Consider the following 20,772-nt stretch of genomic DNA (forward strand, 5'->3'; position numbering starts at 1 on the left):
CAAGAACCGTTTCGGGGAAGAATTCTTCCCCGAAACAGACGACATTAATGATAATTTTATGAATTTAGCGATGTCCTAAAAAAGGGAAGGCTACAAAGCAGTTGGTGAAAAAATCAAATTACTACATTCAAGGTATCATTATTTTAAACAAAAAATATCCTCTAAGTTGGTTTATAACATTATTTGTTTTAATACTATTTATTATTCCAACATATCTTAAAATCTTTATCCATAAAGACAGTATTTTCTACAAGACTAAACATTACGTAGAATCACATCTCGTTAAATATGAATATGAGTTATTTAAAGAAAAGTATAACGAAATATTTAACAACAAATACGGCATGGATCTGCATTACGATGAGCATTTTTCTGATGCACCATTCAACACAAAAAGAAAAGTAAATAAAAGGGATTTACTCAAAGAGGACGATTTATTGGATAGCTTATATGCCTAAATATGAAACCATAGAGAATCATGTTGAAAGACGGACTTACATCCAAGGTAAGTTCCGAGGTAAATTTATTGGCTATTTCGACCCAAGAAAGTCAGATGTTAAACATGAAAATTTTTATGACCTTGAAGTAATCTCTGGAGAAATCACTACCATAAAAAATGAGAATAACATAAGGCATTGGGAAACTGGAGAACCAGAAGAATTCCAAGAAATTGATAATTTCCTTACCAAACTACCAGACAATCTACCTCTTGAAATAATTGATGAAAAAGGGGGCACTAAAGCTTATAATGTCAATTTGAACGACAAAAAATTAAGTGATTATACGCTTTCAAATCAGGTGTATGAGGGAAATAAAATTTTTGGTGACATTACCGGTGATATTTCTGGTTATTTAAGACACTATGATACCGAATATATCAAAGTGGAAATTGAGGAAGAAACACCCAAGAAATTAAGTTTGACTTCTGACAGGATTAAAACTAAAAAGCAAACTGGAAACTCAGAAGTTGATGGTGATTATAAGCGTTGGGAATATTATTATTCCGACAAATCTACTTATTGGGGTTCTTGGGTAAAGCAATCAGGTACAAAAAATTCTAGTTTTTCGTTTTGGGAGATATTAGGGTTGCTGCTTCAAACATTAATTGGAGCTATTTTTATTATTCCGCTTCTAATTTTTGGTTGGAAAGTAATTTTACCTATCGCTATTATTTTGGGTGCAATTTATTTGTTTTCCTTATTGAGCAGTGTTATTATTAGCGTGTCCAAATGGATTTTTAGATTTGCTGGTATTGTACTTTTAGTATTGGTGGTATTTGGAATTGTATCATCAATAACCAATACGCTAAAATATCCAAACATAAAGAAAACAAATGTTGTAGATGATGCTGATGAAGTCACAGTAATAGAAGATAATCCTATTTTAGGTGATAGTATAATTACGCACCATAGAATTTGGGAGGATTATGCAAACAATCTATATGAAGCAGACCTGAAAATGCGATTTTCAGATTATAAAGATGCCTATCAATTAAGAAATAATCTTTCAATTCCCCTAAACACCACTTCTCAATACAATAGAATTGTTTCAACAATTTATGATTACGACTTAAATCAACTTGATTTAGTTTATTCAACATTAGACAGTTTAAAATTTGAAAAAAAGCTGAATAAAATTGCATTTGCAGAGGTCATTGTTTCAATGATTCAAGATATTCCCTATACGCTTATTCTAAGCGATGATTGTAATGCCGATAACTATAACGATACTTTTATTGAAGAATATTTAGCGAGTAAAGGCGATTGCCAAGGATTTACAAAATATGGCTTGCTTACGCCGGTAGAATTTGTATCTACCTTAAAAGGAGATTGCGATACTCGAACACTTTTACTTTTCACAATTTTTAATCACTACAACTACGATGTTGTTATGTTATCAAGTGAACTTTACAAACATTCAATAATTGGAATTAATTTACCATACAACGGGATTTCAAAATCCATAAATGGTATAAAATATTTCGTTTGGGAAACCACAAACAAAGGCATTCCGCCTGGCATTATCTCTCGTGAAATATCAGATATGAGGTTTTGGAATGTTTCATTAAAATCGAATAAAAAACTATCAATATGACCAATTTTTTAACTTTTCTAGCAATAATCTTAAGTACAGCAGCATCTCTATTTTTGTTGAATAGTTTTATAAAATCCAAACTAAAAACCAAGCTCTCAGCAAATGAAAATCCAATAAGTATTTCATATTTTAAAGGTATTTTGTTTTTGGGACTAGGCCTATTGCAAAGTGAATTAATTCATACTTTTCAAACACTTATAAAAATTCTTCCAAGCCAATTAGCTGGTAATAGTTTAGTGTTAAAAGAAATATCGTTTTACTGTGCTTTTTTTGGAATAACATTGCTTGTTTTTGTAGTACTTTTTTGGTTGTCAAGCCTACTTTTCAGTTTATTTAACAAAGGTGAAAGCATTTTTGTAGAAGTTGCCAATGACAACTTAAATTCGGTCATATTATTTTCAGGTATAATGTTAGCCTTTGTATTTGCAGTCAAAACAGGATTAACACCATTATTGGATGAATTTATACCTTATCCTGAAATGCCACTTTACAGATAGATGTAGGACTAGTTATAAAAATAATACCAACCGCTCAATTCTTTTTTCGTTATCGAAAATATTGAAAACACCTTAATACAATGATGTTCAATGCCACTCAACTGATTTGCACCTTGTTTTTAATCGAATTAAATCATGGACATATTCTTGGTCATACCCATAAAGAGCCTATTAAGACCAATCGACAGCGGAATAATACAATGGATATGCCACTATGTCCTCCCTATACATGTTTTCCAATTAAATAAATCACCTCATGCTAAAAAAGCTAGCGTTCCTTATACTTATAGTCTTCCACTGTGTCGTTCTGGGGCAGCATAAAGAAATTAAACTTTTATCTTGGAACATCAAAGATTTTGGAAGGACCAAAAATAGTGAAGAACTCAATGAAATCGCTGAAATCGTAAGGGATGCTGATATTTTGGCCATTCAAGAAGTAGTTGCAGGTTATGGAGGAGCCCAAGCGGTGGCCAAGCTTGCCGATATATTAAACCGAAAAGGGGCGAAATGGGACTATGTCATAAGTGACCCTACAAACAGCCCTAAATATATTACAGAGCGCTATGCTATTGTCTGGAAAACCAACAACATAAAAATAAAAAATCGAGGTTGGCTTGTCTCAGAACTAGATTCGTTAGTAGACCGAGAGCCATTTTTACTTGATTTATATGTTGAAGGAAATAAATTCACCCTGATCAATTTTCATTCCAGGCCCTATAATAAAGACCCCGAAAGTGAAATCATCGCACTTTCTAATTTCATCATTGATTCACTAGAAACTCCATTGATCATTGCTGGTGATTTTAATGTCGATGAAAAGATACCTGTTTTTGATTTCTTAAAAGATAATGGTTTTAAAGCAGCCATATCCAATGCAAAGACCACTTTAAAAAGAAAATGCGACGGAACTGATTACCTCAATCACCCTATCGACAATATTTTTTATTCCCAGGATATTTACAAGACGGAAGGAAAAACTATTGATTTTGTGAAATTCTGCGATGAATTGGAAGATGCCCGTAAATTATCGGATCATTTACCAGTACTATTAAGATTTAAGATAAACTAAAATAAGGTTCAATCCTCCCAACCACAGAGCGTACGGCCCAAATCCTTGGCCTTGGTCAAAGTGACCTCATATATCTTGGTAGAACAGTTGGAAAGGCCCCTGCAGTCTTTGCGATAGTGATATTTTTTGCTTCCGTTTCCCATGCATACATAGACCATGGTATCATTATTGGAAGGCATACCGTAGGCACAAAGCACAATAAAAAGTACCGGGAGCAAAAAAATTCTAATCCTCATAGTAATCAACTGCTTTCAACAATAGGTCCTCGAACTGGTAAATATCGTCCACCGTCTCAATCGGATGTCGGGTCTCCTCCTTGTGCTGATCAAAGGTCCCTAAGTATTTATTGCCCCCATTGAGATGTAAACGACAGAGGGGTTTTCGGTTGTTATCGTCCAACAAGATACCAAAATAGGATTGGGTATCCCTATGCACGATACGATCGACTGGGAGTTTTCTGCGCAAAATGGCCACCACAATACGATATGCGTCCATTTCTTCCTCGGTGGTTTTGACCTTGCTTAGTTTTTCGGGCTCCTTGTCCTCTTCTTGTTGTTTTTGCGCTTCCTTATGAAGCGCTGAATTCAAGCGATCGTTCACCTTCTCGCTAATGGTTTGGGTAAAGGCCTTGCTTACCAAATCGGTAAATTCCCCCATTACCTTTTCAGTAAGCCGGCCAGTATAGATCCGTGATGCGAAGAGCCTGACAAAATCATAGCTTGGCGCTTGCAGTTCTTCCCCAATAAGTTTTTTTATTTCCTTGGTATATTTCAGGGAGCTCGCATTGTCCACAATTTCATCGACGTTAAAGTTCGTCTTATGGAATTTTGCAATCTCGTTGACTACATTCTCCTTTAACTGAGTGATATCGAATTCCAAAAAAGGTTTTTCGTCCATTTTATTGGTTGATTCCAAATCGGTAAAAAATTGATACTCGATACCATTGGTCAGCAGGGCAAATCTGGTTTTGGTCGTATGGAAATACCGGAACAATTGGGAATTATGGGCATTCAACTTTTCTTTCCAGTTTTTACACTCAATGATAATGATGGGAACACCATTCTGAAAAATCGCATAATCCACCTTTTCACCTTTTTTCAATCCCAAGTCCGCGGTAAACTCCGGTACGACCTCGGTTGGATTGAAGGTATCATAACCCAAAACGTTTATAAATGGCAGTACGAATGCGTGCTTGGTGGATTCCTCGGTATCTATTTTCTCTTTGAGTTTGATAACCTTTTCGGCCAAGACCTTGAGTTGATTCTGTAGTTCCATCTTTGGACATATTTTTAACCAAACCTACCCCTATTAAAAAAAAATCCCTTACAGATTTCCGTAAGGGATTGTCAAGTTGTGCAATTCACGTGCAGTAAGCTGAACTATCCTACACTTCTATTGCAGTGGTCAGTGTGTGATATTATATCAATTCTCCTCATAAAAGAAATCATGGAGTTCTATTAGGCTACCTCTTTTTATTTGTACAAGGTCACGGGTATCTTTCAAGAAAATACCTAAGGACCTTTCATTATAAACAAATTTCATTTCGTTGGAGTAATCCGTTACCACATACATGTCTCCTTCCATTTTATAAAATGGAATCATATTTTTTCCTTTAACCCTGACTCCTCTATTGACAATCTTTCCATTCATAATGTCACTCTCCAAGTCGGAGGTTACTCCAGAGGCCACTTTTACGTAAGCCACCATCATTTTTGTCCATTCTGATTTATTGATCATAAACCACTTAACCTTATTGAAATCAATGCCATATTCATTAATCCATCCATGACTGGTGAACCCAAGAAGTACATATTTTTTACCGTTCAGAACAGGATTGTCTTCTGGTTCAAATTCTTGAATCTTGAAAGTGATTACGGATGCGGATGACATGTCCTTTACTTTTTTTCCATCAAAGTCAACTGTCTTTAACGAAAAACTGGACATTTCCGGATGGTTGGACAAAACCCATTGCGTTGCAGTGAGCTCTGCTCTCTCCTTCATTTGTTCAACCGCTGCCACACCAGCCCCAACCAATGCCAATGCTCCCACGGCACCGGCTATAGCTGCCCCATCATTCTGGGCTTTGAGCTGTTTTGGAACGATCAGGCAAATAAAAATCGATACAATGACCGTCATTTTGAAATTTCGGGCTGACCTAAAGCCAATGGTACTCTTATTATTGGAGTTACGTAGAGTTTTACTAGCTGTGTAGTTGGCAAATGAGTGTTCCATTTTGATGATATTGATGTTTCAAATTTATTTTCAAAACAAAAAAATCCCTTACAGATATCTGCAAGGGAAATTCAAAGGTTCACTAACAACTTATAAATCAGATTTTTTCCTCCCGAATCATTTTGGCAATCAAATGATTGGTGTTCTTGGCCCCAAATTCATCGAACATTTTACTGACCCTCTTGTCAATGGTACTTTCACTGTTGGGGGTGATATGCTCCTTTTTGAACTTTTCCGAAATCTCTTTTTTCGTTAACCCTTCAGCCAAACACTGTAAGATCATCAAGTCGAACTCTTCCAGTTCAAATACATTATTGGAAACATTCAGATCAATTTCTGGAGAAACATAGGTTCGGTTGTGGTACACTTCCTGGACCGCCTTTACCAATTCCGTAAGACCATGCCGTCCCTTACAGACATAGGCATTGATTTTCTTTTCCTTAAAAAGTGAATTGATCTTGGACGGATTGTCTTCCATGGAGTTCACGATGACCTTTATGTCCGGTTGTACCGCTCTGGCTGCTTTAATCAGTTCTAATCCAGAGGTGAGTTTGCGTTCCACATGATCTCCTTTAAAAGACAGATCTGTAATCAGTAATCCATAGGGTTCATTTTGGCCCAAGGCAAGTTTTAAGCGATTAAAGGCCTTATCACAATAAAGTTCGTCCTGGATGAATGGAATTTGCAATTTCTCACGCAACATTTCCGATATCCCTTGATTGGTATCCTGAAAATCTTCTGCTATCAATACTTTTTTAAACATTGCGATGCTTTGAATTATAATGGAATCATGATGTAAGCCTTAAAGCCCTGACCCTTATAGGAATCAAAAGTAATGCTTCCTCCAATGGCCTGAATACGCTTTTCCGTATTCCGAAGTCCATTTTTGGCATTGAGTTCCTTTGGAGATGCCCCCACCCCATTATCCGAGTAATTGATTATTACTGATTTTCCTGTGGATTTAAAAACAATGGTGACCATGCTGGCTTTACTATGCCTACCCATATTGATCATCAGTTCCTGTACTACCTTAAAGAGCACTTTTTGTGACAAAGGGGCCATTTCATTCCATGGGACTTCCTTGATACCTGTCATGAATAGGTTCGCTTCACTCGGGGTCCTAAAACGGAGCATTTCCAAAAACGCTTCTTTAAATAATTCTCCAGTGGCCACTTCATTTACCTCCCTTGAAAAGTTTCGGCTTTGATGGTAAAGCCCATCCAATTTATCCAAGACAGCTGTCTTATCCACATCTGTATTTAACATTAACATGGTTTGGTTGAGCCCTGCACCAAAATCGTCATGTAACCTTCGTGACATCTCTGCTTCCGTCTCCAGTGTCGCCTCCAACCGTGTCCACTCATTCTGTTCCTTTAAACGTCTGGTACGTTGTCTAAAAAAATAGATGGCAAAACCTAATCCCAATAACAATACCAGGGAACCTAAGTAGGATATGGTTTTTTGATTTCGCTCTTTTGTGGCCAACAAGGCTTGTTCCGCCTTTTCCTTTTCCAAGCGCAATATGGATTCCTGTTTTAGTCTATCATCATATTTGTATTTTGCGAATTGGGTCTTGACCATGGTTTCTTTAGCATCCAGACTGTCCATCAAAAAAATATATCGGTTTCGGAGCTCCACATTTTCGGGGTTTAGCTGCATTAGGAACTTTAATGCATCGGTCTCCGCCCTTGGCACCTTGATTTTTTGGGACACCTGAATGACCGAATCAAAATAAGCTTTGGACCTGTCGGACCTATCTTCCATGTGAAATTCACCCAGATGGGTATAGCTAGCCAATTGCCCACGCCAATCCTTTTTTTCCTTTCTGATTTGAAGGGCTTTCAAAAATGAAGCCTCAACATCCTTTTTTTCTAGGAGCCATTGGGCATAGGACAAATTATCCAATATCCTTGCATAAACCACTGCTGATGAATCCAATCCTAGATGACCCTTGATTCTATTTAGAAGAACTATTGCCTCTTCATATCTTCCATCATCAATATAAGCGGCAGCTAGATTATTCTCAAATGCTATCTTATCATACATGGAGCTACTACTGTTAATCGCCTTGGTATAGTAAGATACTGCATCCTCAAAGTTCAATAACTTCCTGTGATTGGTGGCCAAGAGCCCGTAACATTGGACAATGTCAGTACTGTCACGAGATTCTTTAAAAAATTGAAGAGCCTCGGTCACGGTTTCCTTGCTCCCAAAAAAATCATTTTGGTTCTTCTGGATTACCCCCATAAACAATAGGCACTTCCCTGTCCAGCTGCTGTCCTTTGCCAACTCGAATTGGCTTTTGGCAGCACTGTAATTTTCAAATGCCTTACGATAATCAGATTGAACCTGGTCATAATAGTACCCCATCAGGTAGTAATGGGATCCTGATAATCTAGGCCTACCAAATCGGGATTGCACTGTAATGAAGCTGTCATGATGCAACACTAGACTATCGTAAGACCCTGCCTGAAATAACAAGGAACTCTTTTGATACATCAACATTCCATAAATAGAATCCTCCTTTAGATTCCTTGCCAAATAAAGAGCCCTATTTATGCTCTCCTTTTTTTGATGCAGTGGAATATCCTTTTGTAAGGCAAGGTTATAGTACCTATGAATACTGTCGTAAGAATCAGATAAATCATTGGCTCCGTTCTTATTGGGTGGGCCACAAGAAACAAAAATCGTCGCTATGATCAGCAATATATACCGTTCCAAGTATAAGAGGTTAGTTTATTAAAAAAGCCATGCCTGATTTCCAGACATGGCTCAAATTAGTAAAATTATTCTTACTGATCGCCTCCTCCCGGTGGTGGCGGAGGTGGTGGTGGCGTCGGGTCTTGGTCGTCTCCTTCGGTAGCGACCATGTCGTATTCGCTCTCAATCTCAGCCGTATCGGTAGTGGAACATGAGAACATAAACATATTCAAAACAACGGCCATTAAGGCCAAAAACACTTTTTTCATTTTTATGAAATTTTAAAGTTGAACAAAGAGGGGGCTGACCGGATTTTCCGGCGCGTTGGTGCTTTTCAGCCACCTGTGAGTTTGGAGTACTCCTTTGCTAGTGTTGGAAAGTGGAAACTGCATGTGACCCTTTAGGTTACTTTCCAATGAACCCTATACAGGTCACATTACAGCATCCCATAAAAATGAATTTTCTAGAACGGCTATGTTAGCAATACATAGCAGAATCCATTTTCTGCAACAAATTAAATTGAAGTGTTCCTTTGGATTGCAGACACGGATCGGACTTGTATTCGACAAGTATTAGACACCAGTGATAACAAGGGCTCACGAGGGAACCCCTCAAGGATTCGTCACTAGGAATTTTGTATTTTTAACCCAAATGGAAGACAAAAGGATCGAATTTCTGGTAAGGAAAGTCTTTAAGAAGGCCGAAAGTGAAACCGTTTCGCACTCAAGATTTGCCTTGGCCACCCATATAGCATCAAAAACGGATTTGAGCTCCAAGACCTTGGAAAGGGCATATGACAAGTATGTTACGCAAGTCAACACTGATTACAAATTACAGCCTGACAGTATCAATTTGTTGTGCACCTATTTGGGATTTAAAGATTTTACGGAGTATGTAAAGGCAACAACATCCCAAGGAACGACTCCCGAGGAAACGATTGATGTCCATAAAAAAGGGAATAGCCGGCTTTGGGTATTCGCAGGATGCTTGATTGCCCTTGTAACCTTTACCGTGTTATGGCAAAGCAGGAAAGATAACAGTGCGGACAACAGCTGTATGACGTGGGCTGACACTATATATGTCCCAGTATCCTGCGATACAGGCCCATTATCAACATATGGAACCCCAATCGTCCCCATGGATCCCATAAAACTGAAAAATTTCAAAAAAGTAGAAGTGGATATGGCAACCCAATTTTTTTCTGAACAGACCGGACAACCACTTATTTGGTATTACACCAAAAGTAACGATGAGACTGAATACTATTCCGCCCCCGGATTACATCCCATTACTGGTAAGACCTTAAAGGCTATTACGGAACATATCATCATGACCCGTATACCATTGCATACCAATCGGGAAGATTCATACCTGAAAGAATAAGAGAATTCAATAGTATTACTAAGGATTAAGAACAATGGGGTTTCATTTGGATGCCTTTACTGTAACGCATGCATCCCCATTAATGGTTACGGTTATCCTTTAAGGACCTCCGATACATATCGCTGTATATCAAAATCTACAAATGTACTTTTCACAGGCTTATAGAGTGGATGTCTGGGATGTCCCTTTTGCGTTGGCTCCTGAATCATCTTCCAATTGACATCCAGGCCCTTTAGAGCAGCAAACATTTCTAAAAAGCACATCTTCAGATAGGGTCTATATTCGATCAAATTACCAAAGGCCAGCCATACTGTATCGATATTGTATTCTATTAGGGTGCGTTTCACTATGGATAGATTTTCTTTGATTGCATGAGGATTGACCTCATAATCAATTTCGCTGATGTCCGTGGCCCTTTGTGGACAAATGTTGAACATCACCCAACCATCATACCCGTTAAACTCGGCAATACGCTTAACCGAACCCAAAGTATTGTCCAGGTCGTCCGGTCTGGCTGTACTTGGATTTATCCCGATGCAGCCAACCATTCGATTTCCTTTTTCGCCCAAGGCGTACCTTAATTCATTGCTCCCATTGTTCATGTAGATCCATTCTATGGGTTTTACATGTTCCATACGTTATTTCTTTTTCAGTTCAATCCTATCATTGTTACCTTTCCATTGATCTACACGGTCGCCCGAAAACCTCGTCAAAAGCGACTTCGGCTTGTTCTCGAATCAACTTGTCACTGTCCTTCATTTTGAATACGATAACCATCCAGCCCCAAGAGTTATAAGGTTCTTGGTTGATGTTGATTCCATTTCTACCTGAGTTATCCATTTTTAGGCATACTCCATAGTGCACACCCTATCCAGAGTGCGAACTGTTATAGGTATCATTGGCCAAATGGCTGATAACTCTTTTTTTTGTAAAATATGAATGTCCTCGATATATCACTTTATAATTCGTATAATTTAAAGAACAACTGTCAATACCATTGACCTGATGGTCGGTCAAAATCAAATAAAACCCTGAGTTGTACCATAATTTGTCCAAATCGGTCTCATCACGAATTTGCAATACCTGAAAATCATTGGATTTCTTGTAAAGATCCATTGATTTGAAATAATCCATCAAATCGTTTTTAATTGTCCCTTTTACTTGTTCGATTGATTCCCTATACTTCGTGATGTGTTGTTTCATTGGCTTTGGCTTTAGATATCCTATATATCATTTTCGAGATTAATTTGGACCGATTTCCAATTTCATTGCGTTGTAGTTTATAAAAATACCATTCTTATGATTCCTCTCTTTATGGAATCGCGTAAACCAAATTCACAATTCATGTTACACAACAAAAATCTACGTCCCATCTATCTTTCAGATACTTGATTAACGAAATCACCTATCGCCCCGTTTTGGAACGAGCGGATTTTATCTTAAATCATCTGAGTGAACATTAATTTTCCAATACCTGTAATCTTTTAAAGTCTGTTTATTTGAACAAGGTACTCACCTCCCGATGCACCTTCAAGTAGTGCTGCTCCAAATCCTTCTCGGAGTATTCCCTAGCTTTTGGTAACCCTTTCGGGATATCGGGCCTCGGAAATCGTACCTTTCTATCCTTCCCGTCCGCAAATACTACGAACTCCCCCTGTTTTAACCGAAAGAACACCTCCGCCCTGCGTTTGGACACTTCCTTCTCCCCTTCCGTAATCCGTCGCTCCAGATTCAGGCCCGAGCTCTTGCTTACACTTCGGGTAGGTATCTTGACCAGCTTAAAGAAACGCTCGTAATATCTAGCGGTATCGGGGTCGTTTACCTTCCCAAAAAACTGGTACGATAAATTGGAAAGGATGGCCTTGCTCGCCTTTTCCCCATACATCATATCGTTCTGGACCTTGTCCTGAAGCACATATACACTCACAATATCATAGCTCCTCAGGGTAGCCGGAATGCGGTGCATGTTCAATAGACGTAAGGTGGAAGCCTCCTCCAAGAGCATAAAGGAGGGCTTTCGATGTCGCTGGCTCATCTGTTTGGAGATGGTATGGATGATGGTAGCGATCACGGGCGAAAGGGAAGCATCCTTTTGCGGATTGTTGACCAAGGCGATGACACAAGGGTGCTTTTCATGATTGATATCCAAGGGGACCTCATCGGCGGACAGGACCATAAATATCTTTCGGGTACTGATCTTTTTAATGGCATTGGCCAGCGTACTGAGCACCCCTGCCGTCTGTCGTTCGGAACCCACCCCGCTGATAAAGGCATCGGCCATGGCTCTGGAAGTAATGTTTCCCCGCAGGAACTTGATCAGGCTTTTGGTGCCCAGCTGTTGGTACAGTGCCATGAGATGGGGCAAGGTACAATAGGCCGGATAGTCCGTTTTCAACCGCCAGATGAGCCCACTGATCAAACCTTCTGCAGCATCCTTAAAAAAACGGGAAGTACTGTTCTCGTCGGAGTCCCTGTGTTCCATCAGGTTTTCCAGAAGCACCCGGGATACTTCATGTACACTTTCCTCATCGGGCAGGTAGTGCGGCGCGATGGGATTGACACGATGATGGATGGGCCCAAAGGACACGATCCGAAAGGGAATCTGTTCATCCTGCCAGAGCGGATAGGCCATTTCCGTGATCTCAAAATCCTTGTAATCATGGATGATCCCCGAGAAATTCTCCTTTTGGAAATGCTGCAATAGACCATAGATCACGCTCTCGGTCTTTCCGCTACCTGCAGAAGCCATCACCGATATCCCGCGACGGATATTCCCCAGTACCAAGGCCCTTCCCTTGACCTTCAGTTTGACCTCAAACACCTTGGATGGTTTGAGTTTGTCCATATGGTAATCCACCCAAGCATAGAGTACGGTATGCATAAAAAACAAGGGAAGCCAAAACACCAAGGCCTGCTCCAAAAAGAGCGTCCATCCCCTGCCCCATCCCACCACTACCATAACCAACAGCAATACTCCCAAACCCCATATATAGCCTTGCTTAAGATACCGGTGGACCGCCACGGAAAGTCCCACGCCCATGATCCAAACCACCATAACTATGATCCAACTGATTTCCATACTGCGCTATTTTAAATACCGATGGAACCCGATTCCAATGCCTTCCCGATGCACTTTTTGAGCTGCATCATGGCCTTGTAGGCCAATTGGGCCTTGTTGGTGGGGATGCTGGGCACTTTGACCCCTGCCTTGAACAACAATTGGCGGGCAGCCTGCCTTTCGTTTGCCGGTAGGCCCAACAGGGCCGAAAAAAACCGTTTGGGGTCTTTGTCCAAGAGGTTGCGGGCGTTGTAGGTCTCCACAAAGTTACGTTTGTACCCGAACTGCCGGTCAAAGGTCTTCTCCGCTCCACGGTAGAATCGGTCCCTATCAAAGCCCTGTTTGACCTTCTCCCCATTAAGGATGGTTTCCGAGGTACGGAATTTGGAACCCGGTGACAGGCTATGGGTATTGGTGATATCGGTACGGCTGACAATGATATGGATATGGCTCTGGTGCCCCTCCTTGGCCATGCCCGGAACGATACGCTTACCGTTTTGTTGGTGGGGGGCTTCGTGTTCCAGGACCTGTATCCGCTGCTGAAGTTTAGCTATCTCCCCTTGCACCCGTCCTTGTTGTACGGCCCTGACCTGATGTTGCAGTTCCAAGATCTTACTGGCATAGGGCTGGTTCTCCTTGACTTGTCTGTCCTTTTCGGAATAAGTGCGTTCCCGTTCCAGTTTGGCAAAATAAAGGATATCCCTAACGGTCACTTCCCGGTCCCGATAAAAAGCGGCGGCATAGGTTTTCATGAGTTCACGCGTATACTGTCTGAGCTTTTCGGGGTCGTTGCCGATATGTCGGAGTTCCGCTTGGGAAGGACTGACCATAATGGAATAGAACTTGGGGTCCCGTTTGGACAGTTTGGCGGTATTGGCATCAATCTCTGCAATGACCCGCTCCGCATCGATATCGTGTTCCGTCTGGTTAAAAAAGCGCTCTTGCTCCTCCAAGGACTTCCCTTCGTTTTCCTTTTCGAGGTAATTGACAAAATCCCGGGCACTGCCCTGATATTGGTTTCCCAAATGTTGGCGTGTGATGGCGATGTACATGCTTATAGATTTTGAAGTTTTGTTCTATATTTTTCTATGGCCCCTGGCTTGAGGTCCAGTTTGAGGAATTCCTTGCCGAAAGGATTTTTGGCCACGGTCACCTGGTCCAGTACATGGCCAAAATCCGCTTTCAGTTCGTCCAGCTGTTCCTGCAGCCGTTCGTAAACAATCTTGGGCACGGTGATTTCGGTATCGTGCAATTCCGGTTCGGTAGGCTGTAATTTCTCGGTGAGCTGCTGTTCAAAAAACGTAAAGTCCCCTTCCCATTCTTCCCCGGATTCAGGGTCCAGTTCCTGTTCGAAGAGGGCCTGGATCATACTGACCGTGGGCAGGGTCTGTTCTTTCTCGATACTGCGCATGATGGCGACCATGGCATTGAAGCGTCTTTTGATCAGGTATTTGAGGCTGGCCACGGTTTCGTGCATCCGTTCGTCAGGAGAGATACCGTTATGGTCAAAGAACTCCACCATGGCCAGCAGGGTCATGGATTGGGACTTCCCCTGTCGTTTGGCGAACGCCCTGAACTTTTGGGTCACGGAGACCTTTATCCGTAGACCTGCAAATGCTTCCTTTTCGTATCCTTTGTCCATTTTTTCAACAAAAATTCCTTGGTTTTACTGGTCCCAGCCGATTTTTTCAACAAAAACGGAACGGACCGGATTGTTATCATTTTCCCAAAGCCCCTGTATATGGGGCCTGCGGGGCAACTGTGATTGGTAGCGCTGCGCCAGCACGCTATCCTCTTGCTCCTCCTTTTCGTCCCGCAGGGACCAAAAGTTTTCGCACAACGGGGTTCCGTGCCCTTCCGAAACTTTCATCTGCAATGGCAAAAAAAGTTGCGGTACAAGGTCTATGGACCCATTGCGGTGGTTCCTAAAAAGTCAAATCGATGGGTACGGACTTTGGGAAAGTCAAACCTGTCCAGGTGGACAGTTACCATGGTCATGCCGTACGATTGTACCATGGACTGTTATGGTCTTAAAGTTACGCAATTGGGCTTTTGGAACACAGCAAAACCCAATCATAATGATTGGGTCGAATTGTTGTCCGTACCTTATGGAATAAGGCACGTATGCACACGGTTTGTACTGTTTTGCTAAAGTTCATATAGCTCAGGGTCAAACCCATCGGGATAGTCCCTTGGGTCGTGGTCGTTCGTTTCGCCATTTTCGGCTTCGTACATCCTATTTTTTTCAGTCATCGTTCCAAAATTTATAGGATGCCGTTGTCCGCAAAACTGTAGTAGCGTCCATCGGGGGCCAAGATGATATGGTCGATCACATGGACATCGAACAATTGTGCCGCCGCTTTGATCTTTTGGGTCAATTGTTTGTCGGGCTCGCTGGCCTTGAGCTGTCCGGAGGGGTGGTTATGGGCAAGGATAATCCCGACCGATAGGGTCTTGAGCACAATGGCAAAAAGGATACGGACATCCACCAAGGTACCCGTGATGCCCCCATGGGAGAGCGGATAGATGCCCTTGACCTTGTTGGAGCGATTGAGCAATAAGATCTTGAAGGTCTCGTGCAATCCTATGGTATCGGCATCCCAGTTCTTGAAGAGCAGTTCCGCCACCTCCTTGGAATTGGTCAGGGACAGGGCTTTCAGGGTACTGAGCTTCTCCCGATAGCTGATCTGTATTTCGTTGACTTTATGTTCCATACTTGTAGTATTATGGGTCAAAAAAGGGAAGGGGCACCCAAGCTTTTGACTTGGGCACCCCTTGCCTTTACTCCTCGTTGGTGTTTCCGCCCAACAATAGGATCTCGCTGGCCACCACTTCGGTGACATAGCGTTTGTTCCCTTCCTTGTCCTCGTAGGAACGGGAGGTCAGTTTCCCCTCGATGGCGATTTCCTTGCCCTTGGTCACGAAGCCCTCGATGATGTCGGCCAGCTTCCCCCATCCGATGACGGTATGCCATTCGGTATTGGTGATGCGTTCCCCTTGGTTGTTCTTGTAGTGCTCGTTGGTGGCCAGGGTCAGGCGTGCCACACGCTTGCCACTCTCTAGATTGGTGATCACGGGATCTTGTCCCACGTTTCCGATCAGCTGCACTTTGTTTCTCAATGTACTCATGATAAAAAGTTTTAAAGGCCTGCCGTCTTCCTTAATTGGACAGATCAGCAAACAGGGTTAAAATTTCCCCTTTGTTTTTTGGTCATTGTCTCCCAAATTTTAAGGGGCGTTTGTTTGCTTCTTACATGCGCAGCATTATAAAAGAAGGGGGTTCTGTCAAGGCTTTTGGACAGGAAATCGGGAGGCTCCGCGACGTAGCAAAACCTTTGGCCGTGCCAAAGGCAGGCAGGGTTTTCAAGGAAGTGGATACCCTATTTACGGACAAAACAGGGCCTGGCCTTGACAGGTTCGATAAGGGCTCTTGGGCATTCCTTCTGACCCAAGGGCAAGGGAGCGTACGGGAAGTTGAGCGAGTGAAGTCCTTGGTGTCCTGATTGGAAGGCACCGGGCACTGCCCTGTTTTTCGATGCACCGAAAAACAACTAGGGCTTCTTTTATTACGGGACCCTTAAAATTTGACCGACGGACAGACGGATTTTGCGACCTTACAGGCAAATCCTCAAGAAGGCTTTGCCACGGAAGGACGCCACAAAAATCTGGATGGACGGCTTCCTTATTCCATGAATATAATAATTACTGCAACCCAAGCCTTGTATCTTGTTATGAACGCATGCGGGTATAGAAATCAAAAGAGCCAGCTAAATTTAAATCTGTCCATGCATTTGATAGAAAAATTTCAAAAAATATTGCCCCATCGTTCAAACAAGGATAGCGCATCGCCTACTTATCAACTACAGGCATTTCTACTATTTAAATACCAGTGACGTATATGTCTTGACCACCTGCTTAAAAGCTCCTTCTATCACCTAGGATACTCTTTTCTGTCACCATGTTGTATGGATAATGGAAGTACAGACTTCCCAACATCTGTTTGGGAACACTCCCTTTTGAGGCATTAAAACCGCATACCTCATCCTTATTGGAATGTTACACTTTATAACTATTAACCAAAATCTGGTGAAAATTACTTTTCTTCGAAAATTACGGTACATAATCCACTGATTGTAATCAGAAACCAGTGCATCCGCTGCAAGTTGTTTTACCTTGTGTCGAATGTATGTACAACTATTTATTCATCATCATCATCAAAAAAAACGAAGTATGTTATTTAAACTATTAAAAATGTCTAGTCTATTTCTATTTCCTTTAGTCCTTTCAAGTATCAGTTTGAGAGCAAATGAACTTGATATTAAACAAAACCAGATTACCTATTTGATTACAGTTACCGAGAACGAGCCCAGTATAGCGCAGGTAACCATGAAATTCACACCACAGGACAGTATTTTATATATGGATGGCAGTGCACGCGCATTCGACAATAGCTGGGGCCATTTTCTACATGACATCAGAGCCTACGATAGTCAAAAGAATAAAATTGCGATTGAACAGTTAGAGGGTCCAAAATGGAAAATTGATGCGGACCAAACCTCCCCAATCACAGTGGCCTATAATGTTCATCTCACCCATACAGATCACAAGTGGAGTGGAGGAATTGATGGCGTGGCATATCCCACGGATTATGGTGTGTTTTATACGGGGAGAACATTATTTATGGTCAATGGGACGCAAAGGGAAGATATTTCGGTAGGCTTTGATTTACCCAAAAACTGGAAAGCCACAACACCATGGGAATCCAGTGTAAAAGATTCATCCATGCTTGAAGTGGATGGTTTCAACGACCTTTTGCAATCCGTAATGTTTTTGGGCACACACAAAGAAATCAATATCAAAAGAGAGGGTCTGGAATTGATTTTTGCCTTGGGTACCAAGGAAACCATAGAGCAAGAGGAGGAATACAGAGAACTTGCCAATGGTGTCTTGAATTACTACGTCAATCTTATTGGGGGCAACCCTAATCCCCCGATCTTAAAAAAAACCTTACGATCGGTAGTAGTGGTCAACACCTCGGATGCCACTGATGGTGAAGCTTTGGGAAACCATATTAGTGTCTTGGTGCAGAAGGATGGAGATGATTTTTCAAAACTGATATCCAGATTTATATTTGCCCACGAATTCTTCCATCTTTGGAACGGTAAGTCCTTCTCACCAAACTCCGATAATTTGGAATGGTTCAAGGAAGGGGTCACCAATTATTATACCGTGAAGGCGTTATATCACATCGGCGTGTTGGATGATGACAGTTATTTAAATGTACTTTCCGAGTTCTTTTACCAGCGATATGCCGATGACAAAGGGGTAGGCACTTTAGCCATGTCAGACGGCGAGGCCAAACACGACCATTGGGGCTTGGTGTATGGTGGTGGCATGTTTGTGGGCATGGCCCAGGATATCATGATTAGGAATGCCACAAATAACACCAAAAATTTGGATATGTTGATGAGAACGTTGTACCAAGAATATGGAGGTTCGGAAGAACAATATGACTTGGATGAGATATGTATGCGATTATCCCATTTAAATGGAGTGGACCAATCTTCGTTTTTTGATTCTTACATACATGGCCCATCAAAGTTTCCGATAGAGACCTACTTACAACTCGCTGGGCTAGATGCTTCAATTGAAAACGGGAAGCTGCTCATAAAAAAGAGAAATAGCGTAAATACACTGGAAAAGCATATTTTCTATGGCTTTTTAGGAAAGTAATCCAGTACGCTCATTTTAGCGTCCATTACCATTAGGGAGGCGTTTGAAGACCGTAACAATCATCAAGGTCAGCATTTACCCTTAGGATTGGCAAGCAATCTTTGACCCCATGGCAATCATGTATTCTACCTCAACGGGAACGGAAAAAAAATTCAAAAAAACCACAAATATCATCCTAGGCCCGCTATTGCAGTGCGCGCAAGGAACCACTAAAATACACTGTTCGAAAATGCAAAATCATCTCCATTGGCTTACCATCACTGTCATACTGATTTGTTGCCATCTGGATACCAACGCCCAGTCATTTGAACTCTTATCCCAAGCAAATCAAGTTTATGATGAGCATAATTGGGAAAGGGCCTTTGACCTCTATACCGAGATTACCGCTGGCAATCCTTTTAATGGGGAGTATTGGCACAGATTGGGCTTGATTCAAAAGCAACAACATGATTATAGGAAATCGATTGAATCGTTGAAAAATGCCATTGCATGTGGAAGCCATTTAGCAGAGTCGTACTATACCATTGGTATCAATTATTCCTTATTGGGAGACTCGGCCCGGGCACTCATCCACTTAAGGCAAGCGATTCGCCATGGACTAAGCAATAGGCAGGAACGACTGCTCAACGATACAGATTTAGATCGACTAAGAGGTCTGGACTCCTTTAAAAAACTAATCCCACCGGACACCTCAAAAACAACTTCCCGGATAGCACAATGGCATGAGGATATACAGTTTCTTAAAAGTCAAGTTGAGCTTACCCACTACAGGTTGCCTGACTTTTACCCTCAAAAAAAATGGGATGAAGACTTCAAAAACTTGACCTCCCAAATAGCGGAACTGAAGGACTATGAAATCATTGTGGCCTTGATGGGGCTTATGCATCAAATTGGTGTCGGACATTCTTATGTCATGCCACCCTCTTCCGGAAAACATCAATTCCATCAGATTCCTATAGAACTTTACGATTTCCGGGATGGGATTTTTATTAAACAAACATTGCCAAAATATAGGGCCTTGGTCGGAAAAAAAGTTATTTCAATCAATGGCATATCCATTGAAAAGATATTGGAGGAAGCATCCACGGTGGCCATTGCGGAGAACAAAATAATGAAAAGGCGATCAAGTTTGTTGTATGCCACATTACACGAAGTTTTGATGACATTTGGATTGGCTGCGGATTCGAACACATCCATTATCGGTTACCGTGACGAGAACGGTGAGGAAAGAACATTACCGGTGAAACATCAACTTTTTTCACCTGACACTTTCCTTAACAGAAAAACCATGGAAGGCTGGGTATCCATGGATAATACTTTAAACCCACCTTTGTTTTTATCCAGGCTTGAAAAAAAATATTGGTTCACTTATGTATCCGACCCCCAAATCGTGTATTGCCAAATCAATGAAATAGGAAATGAAAAAGAGCAATCCTTAAAGGAATTTGGCGAAAACCTTATAAGGTTTATAGAAACCAATGAGGTGAAAGCGTTAATACTGGATTTACGATTCAATCTAGGAGGCAGCGGAAGGTTGAACAAAGATTTTTTGACCAATATAATTAAATCTGAAAAAATCAATAAACACGGTAAATTGTTCACTGTAATTGGAAATATGACCTTTTCTGCGGCGATATTATTGTCAACTCAATTGGACCAATACACCGAAAACATATTCATTGGAGAACCCAGTGGAGGAAGACCAAGCCATGTCGGTGATGACAATGAAATAAGTCTTCCGCATTCCGAATTGAAAGCCTACGCCTCTAAATCATTTTGGCAAAGTCCGGTTCCCTATGATGAACGTAATTGGATTGCACCAGAACTATTTATCCAACCCAGTTCAAAGGAATGGAAACAAGGTATTGACCCCTGTCTTGATAACGTAATAGAAATCATCAACAAAAACAATCAGATCCAACCTTGATCAGTAAATCTTAGTTGAGTGTAGTATGTAATCCATGAGCACTATCAGGTGAATCACTACTGCAGATCAAACAGGGCCA

General features: G+C 41.3%; 23 protein-coding genes. 8 read left to right on the forward strand and 15 right to left on the reverse strand.

All coding sequences use genetic code 11. The features are described 5' to 3' along the window. Positions 1–450 precede the first annotated feature (450 nt). The 3 genes from GGE08_RS12975 to GGE08_RS12985 all read left to right on the forward strand — a co-directional run bounded on the left by GGE08_RS12975 (position 451) and on the right by GGE08_RS12985 (position 3,660). Positions 451–2,094: a hypothetical protein gene (locus tag GGE08_RS12975; protein WP_179385319.1), complete on the forward strand. Its 1,644-nt coding sequence runs from the start codon at positions 451–453 to the stop codon at positions 2,092–2,094. Then, positions 2,091–2,591, forward strand: a complete 501-nt coding sequence (locus GGE08_RS12980) for a hypothetical protein (RefSeq protein ID WP_179385320.1) — start codon at positions 2,091–2,093, stop codon at positions 2,589–2,591. Before GGE08_RS12975 ends, GGE08_RS12980 begins: the two co-directional genes overlap by 4 nt. A 256-nt stretch (positions 2,592–2,847) precedes the next feature. Beyond that, positions 2,848–3,660, forward strand: coding sequence for an endonuclease/exonuclease/phosphatase family protein (locus GGE08_RS12985; RefSeq protein ID WP_179385321.1), 813 nt, complete (start codon positions 2,848–2,850; stop codon positions 3,658–3,660). A gap of 8 nt (positions 3,661–3,668) precedes the next feature. Here GGE08_RS12985 and GGE08_RS12990 read toward each other — a convergent pair whose 3' ends face one another. The 6 genes from GGE08_RS12990 to GGE08_RS13015 all read right to left on the reverse strand — a co-directional run bounded on the left by GGE08_RS12990 (position 3,669) and on the right by GGE08_RS13015 (position 8,861). After that, complete coding sequence (locus GGE08_RS12990) at positions 3,669–3,896, reverse strand: hypothetical protein (RefSeq protein WP_179385322.1); 228 nt, start codon at positions 3,894–3,896, stop codon at positions 3,669–3,671. After that, the gene (locus GGE08_RS12995) at positions 3,886–4,935 is read right to left on the reverse strand and encodes a type I restriction endonuclease (RefSeq protein ID WP_179385323.1); all 1,050 of its coding nucleotides are present in this window, start codon (positions 4,933–4,935) and stop codon (positions 3,886–3,888) included. Before GGE08_RS12995 ends, GGE08_RS12990 begins: the two co-directional genes overlap by 11 nt. A gap of 147 nt (positions 4,936–5,082) precedes the next feature. After that, entirely contained in the window at positions 5,083–5,892 is an 810-nt protein-coding gene (locus GGE08_RS13000; protein WP_257024032.1) for a hypothetical protein, read from the reverse strand. Between the two features lie 97 nt (positions 5,893–5,989). Further along, positions 5,990–6,655 carry a response regulator transcription factor gene (locus GGE08_RS13005; RefSeq protein ID WP_179385324.1) on the reverse strand — a complete coding sequence of 222 codons (666 nt, stop codon included), beginning with the start codon at positions 6,653–6,655 and terminating at the stop codon, positions 5,990–5,992. A gap of 14 nt (positions 6,656–6,669) precedes the next feature. Beyond that, complete coding sequence (locus tag GGE08_RS13010) at positions 6,670–8,613, reverse strand: hypothetical protein (RefSeq protein WP_179385325.1); 1,944 nt, start codon at positions 8,611–8,613, stop codon at positions 6,670–6,672. A 71-nt stretch (positions 8,614–8,684) separates the two neighbouring features. After that, a complete protein-coding gene (locus GGE08_RS13015) occupies positions 8,685–8,861 on the reverse strand; it encodes a hypothetical protein (protein ID WP_166250160.1) in 177 nt (58 codons plus the stop codon). Positions 8,862–9,243: 382 nt separating this feature from the next. On the opposite strand from GGE08_RS13015, the gene GGE08_RS13020 reads away from it, so the two are divergent. Next, the gene (locus GGE08_RS13020; protein WP_179385326.1) at positions 9,244–9,975 is read left to right on the forward strand and encodes a hypothetical protein; all 732 of its coding nucleotides are present in this window, start codon (positions 9,244–9,246) and stop codon (positions 9,973–9,975) included. Between the two features lie 92 nt (positions 9,976–10,067). Here GGE08_RS13020 and GGE08_RS13025 read toward each other — a convergent pair whose 3' ends face one another. The 9 genes from GGE08_RS13025 to GGE08_RS13065 all read right to left on the reverse strand — a co-directional run bounded on the left by GGE08_RS13025 (position 10,068) and on the right by GGE08_RS13065 (position 16,162). Further along, complete coding sequence (locus GGE08_RS13025) at positions 10,068–10,610, reverse strand: DUF1643 domain-containing protein (RefSeq protein ID WP_179385327.1); 543 nt, start codon at positions 10,608–10,610, stop codon at positions 10,068–10,070. Positions 10,611–10,644: 34 nt separating this feature from the next. Next, positions 10,645–10,815 carry a hypothetical protein gene (locus tag GGE08_RS13030; protein WP_179385328.1) on the reverse strand — a complete coding sequence of 57 codons (171 nt, stop codon included), beginning with the start codon at positions 10,813–10,815 and terminating at the stop codon, positions 10,645–10,647. Positions 10,816–10,842: 27 nt separating this feature from the next. Beyond that, complete coding sequence (locus GGE08_RS13035) at positions 10,843–11,109, reverse strand: hypothetical protein (protein WP_179385329.1); 267 nt, start codon at positions 11,107–11,109, stop codon at positions 10,843–10,845. A 361-nt stretch (positions 11,110–11,470) separates the two neighbouring features. Continuing rightward, positions 11,471–13,054 (reverse strand): type IV secretory system conjugative DNA transfer family protein, encoded by a 1,584-nt coding sequence (locus GGE08_RS13040; protein ID WP_179385330.1) that lies wholly within the window; start codon positions 13,052–13,054, stop codon positions 11,471–11,473. Between the two features lie 11 nt (positions 13,055–13,065). Beyond that, positions 13,066–14,085 (reverse strand): MobB family relaxase, encoded by a 1,020-nt coding sequence (gene mobB / locus GGE08_RS13045; protein ID WP_179385331.1) that lies wholly within the window; start codon positions 14,083–14,085, stop codon positions 13,066–13,068. A 2-nt stretch (positions 14,086–14,087) separates the two neighbouring features. Beyond that, positions 14,088–14,675, reverse strand: a complete 588-nt coding sequence (locus GGE08_RS13050) for a BfmA/BtgA family mobilization protein (protein WP_179385332.1) — start codon at positions 14,673–14,675, stop codon at positions 14,088–14,090. 24 nt (positions 14,676–14,699) lie between these two features. Further along, entirely contained in the window at positions 14,700–14,903 is a 204-nt protein-coding gene (locus GGE08_RS13055; RefSeq protein ID WP_179385333.1) for a hypothetical protein, read from the reverse strand. Between the two features lie 394 nt (positions 14,904–15,297). Continuing rightward, a complete protein-coding gene (locus GGE08_RS13060; protein WP_179385334.1) occupies positions 15,298–15,747 on the reverse strand; it encodes a JAB domain-containing protein in 450 nt (149 codons plus the stop codon). A gap of 67 nt (positions 15,748–15,814) precedes the next feature. Beyond that, positions 15,815–16,162 carry a single-stranded DNA-binding protein gene (locus tag GGE08_RS13065; protein ID WP_179385335.1) on the reverse strand — a complete coding sequence of 116 codons (348 nt, stop codon included), beginning with the start codon at positions 16,160–16,162 and terminating at the stop codon, positions 15,815–15,817. A 125-nt stretch (positions 16,163–16,287) separates the two neighbouring features. Between GGE08_RS13065 and GGE08_RS13070 the strand changes: the two genes are divergently transcribed. The 4 genes from GGE08_RS13070 (at position 16,288) to GGE08_RS13085 (ending at position 20,693) form a co-directional block, all read left to right on the forward strand. Beyond that, complete coding sequence (locus GGE08_RS13070; RefSeq protein WP_179385336.1) at positions 16,288–16,536, forward strand: hypothetical protein; 249 nt, start codon at positions 16,288–16,290, stop codon at positions 16,534–16,536. An 81-nt stretch (positions 16,537–16,617) separates the two neighbouring features. After that, positions 16,618–16,926, forward strand: coding sequence for a hypothetical protein (locus GGE08_RS13075; RefSeq protein ID WP_179385337.1), 309 nt, complete (start codon positions 16,618–16,620; stop codon positions 16,924–16,926). 358 nt (positions 16,927–17,284) lie between these two features. After that, positions 17,285–18,766, forward strand: coding sequence for a hypothetical protein (locus GGE08_RS13080; RefSeq protein ID WP_179385338.1), 1,482 nt, complete (start codon positions 17,285–17,287; stop codon positions 18,764–18,766). Between the two features lie 229 nt (positions 18,767–18,995). Beyond that, the gene (locus tag GGE08_RS13085) at positions 18,996–20,693 is read left to right on the forward strand and encodes a TPR end-of-group domain-containing protein (RefSeq protein ID WP_179385339.1); all 1,698 of its coding nucleotides are present in this window, start codon (positions 18,996–18,998) and stop codon (positions 20,691–20,693) included. Positions 20,694–20,772 lie beyond the last annotated feature (79 nt).

Source organism: Allomuricauda sp. ARW1Y1 (assembly GCF_013407935.1).
Taxonomy (GTDB): domain Bacteria; phylum Bacteroidota; class Bacteroidia; order Flavobacteriales; family Flavobacteriaceae; genus Flagellimonas.

What these genes read in the sequence shown, in the direction of transcription:
- GGE08_RS13025 (WP_179385327.1), bottom strand. Translation starts at nt 10,610, where the DNA reads ATGGAACATGTAAAACCCATAGAATGGATCTACATGAACAATGGGAGC.
- GGE08_RS13065 (WP_179385335.1), bottom strand. Translation starts at nt 16,162, where the DNA reads ATGAGTACATTGAGAAACAAAGTGCAGCTGATCGGAAACGTGGGACAA.
- GGE08_RS13030 (WP_179385328.1), bottom strand. Translation starts at nt 10,815, where the DNA reads ATGGATAACTCAGGTAGAAATGGAATCAACATCAACCAAGAACCTTAT.
- GGE08_RS13080 (WP_179385338.1), top strand. Translation starts at nt 17,285, where the DNA reads ATGTCTAGTCTATTTCTATTTCCTTTAGTCCTTTCAAGTATCAGTTTG.
- GGE08_RS13060 (WP_179385334.1), bottom strand. Translation starts at nt 15,747, where the DNA reads ATGGAACATAAAGTCAACGAAATACAGATCAGCTATCGGGAGAAGCTC.
- GGE08_RS12980 (WP_179385320.1), top strand. Translation starts at nt 2,091, where the DNA reads ATGACCAATTTTTTAACTTTTCTAGCAATAATCTTAAGTACAGCAGCA.
- GGE08_RS13040 (WP_179385330.1), bottom strand. Translation starts at nt 13,054, where the DNA reads ATGGAAATCAGTTGGATCATAGTTATGGTGGTTTGGATCATGGGCGTG.
- GGE08_RS13050 (WP_179385332.1), bottom strand. Translation starts at nt 14,675, where the DNA reads ATGGACAAAGGATACGAAAAGGAAGCATTTGCAGGTCTACGGATAAAG.
- GGE08_RS13000 (WP_257024032.1), bottom strand. Translation starts at nt 5,892, where the DNA reads ATGGAACACTCATTTGCCAACTACACAGCTAGTAAAACTCTACGTAAC.
- GGE08_RS12985 (WP_179385321.1), top strand. Translation starts at nt 2,848, where the DNA reads ATGCTAAAAAAGCTAGCGTTCCTTATACTTATAGTCTTCCACTGTGTC.
- GGE08_RS13005 (WP_179385324.1), bottom strand. Translation starts at nt 6,655, where the DNA reads ATGTTTAAAAAAGTATTGATAGCAGAAGATTTTCAGGATACCAATCAA.
- GGE08_RS12975 (WP_179385319.1), top strand. Translation starts at nt 451, where the DNA reads ATGCCTAAATATGAAACCATAGAGAATCATGTTGAAAGACGGACTTAC.
- GGE08_RS13055 (WP_179385333.1), bottom strand. Translation starts at nt 14,903, where the DNA reads ATGAAAGTTTCGGAAGGGCACGGAACCCCGTTGTGCGAAAACTTTTGG.
- GGE08_RS13020 (WP_179385326.1), top strand. Translation starts at nt 9,244, where the DNA reads ATGGAAGACAAAAGGATCGAATTTCTGGTAAGGAAAGTCTTTAAGAAG.
- GGE08_RS12995 (WP_179385323.1), bottom strand. Translation starts at nt 4,935, where the DNA reads ATGGAACTACAGAATCAACTCAAGGTCTTGGCCGAAAAGGTTATCAAA.
- GGE08_RS13015 (WP_166250160.1), bottom strand. Translation starts at nt 8,861, where the DNA reads ATGAAAAAAGTGTTTTTGGCCTTAATGGCCGTTGTTTTGAATATGTTT.
- GGE08_RS13070 (WP_179385336.1), top strand. Translation starts at nt 16,288, where the DNA reads ATGCGCAGCATTATAAAAGAAGGGGGTTCTGTCAAGGCTTTTGGACAG.
- mobB (WP_179385331.1), bottom strand. Translation starts at nt 14,085, where the DNA reads ATGTACATCGCCATCACACGCCAACATTTGGGAAACCAATATCAGGGC.
- GGE08_RS13035 (WP_179385329.1), bottom strand. Translation starts at nt 11,109, where the DNA reads ATGGATTATTTCAAATCAATGGATCTTTACAAGAAATCCAATGATTTT.
- GGE08_RS13085 (WP_179385339.1), top strand. Translation starts at nt 18,996, where the DNA reads ATGCAAAATCATCTCCATTGGCTTACCATCACTGTCATACTGATTTGT.
- GGE08_RS12990 (WP_179385322.1), bottom strand. Translation starts at nt 3,896, where the DNA reads ATGAGGATTAGAATTTTTTTGCTCCCGGTACTTTTTATTGTGCTTTGT.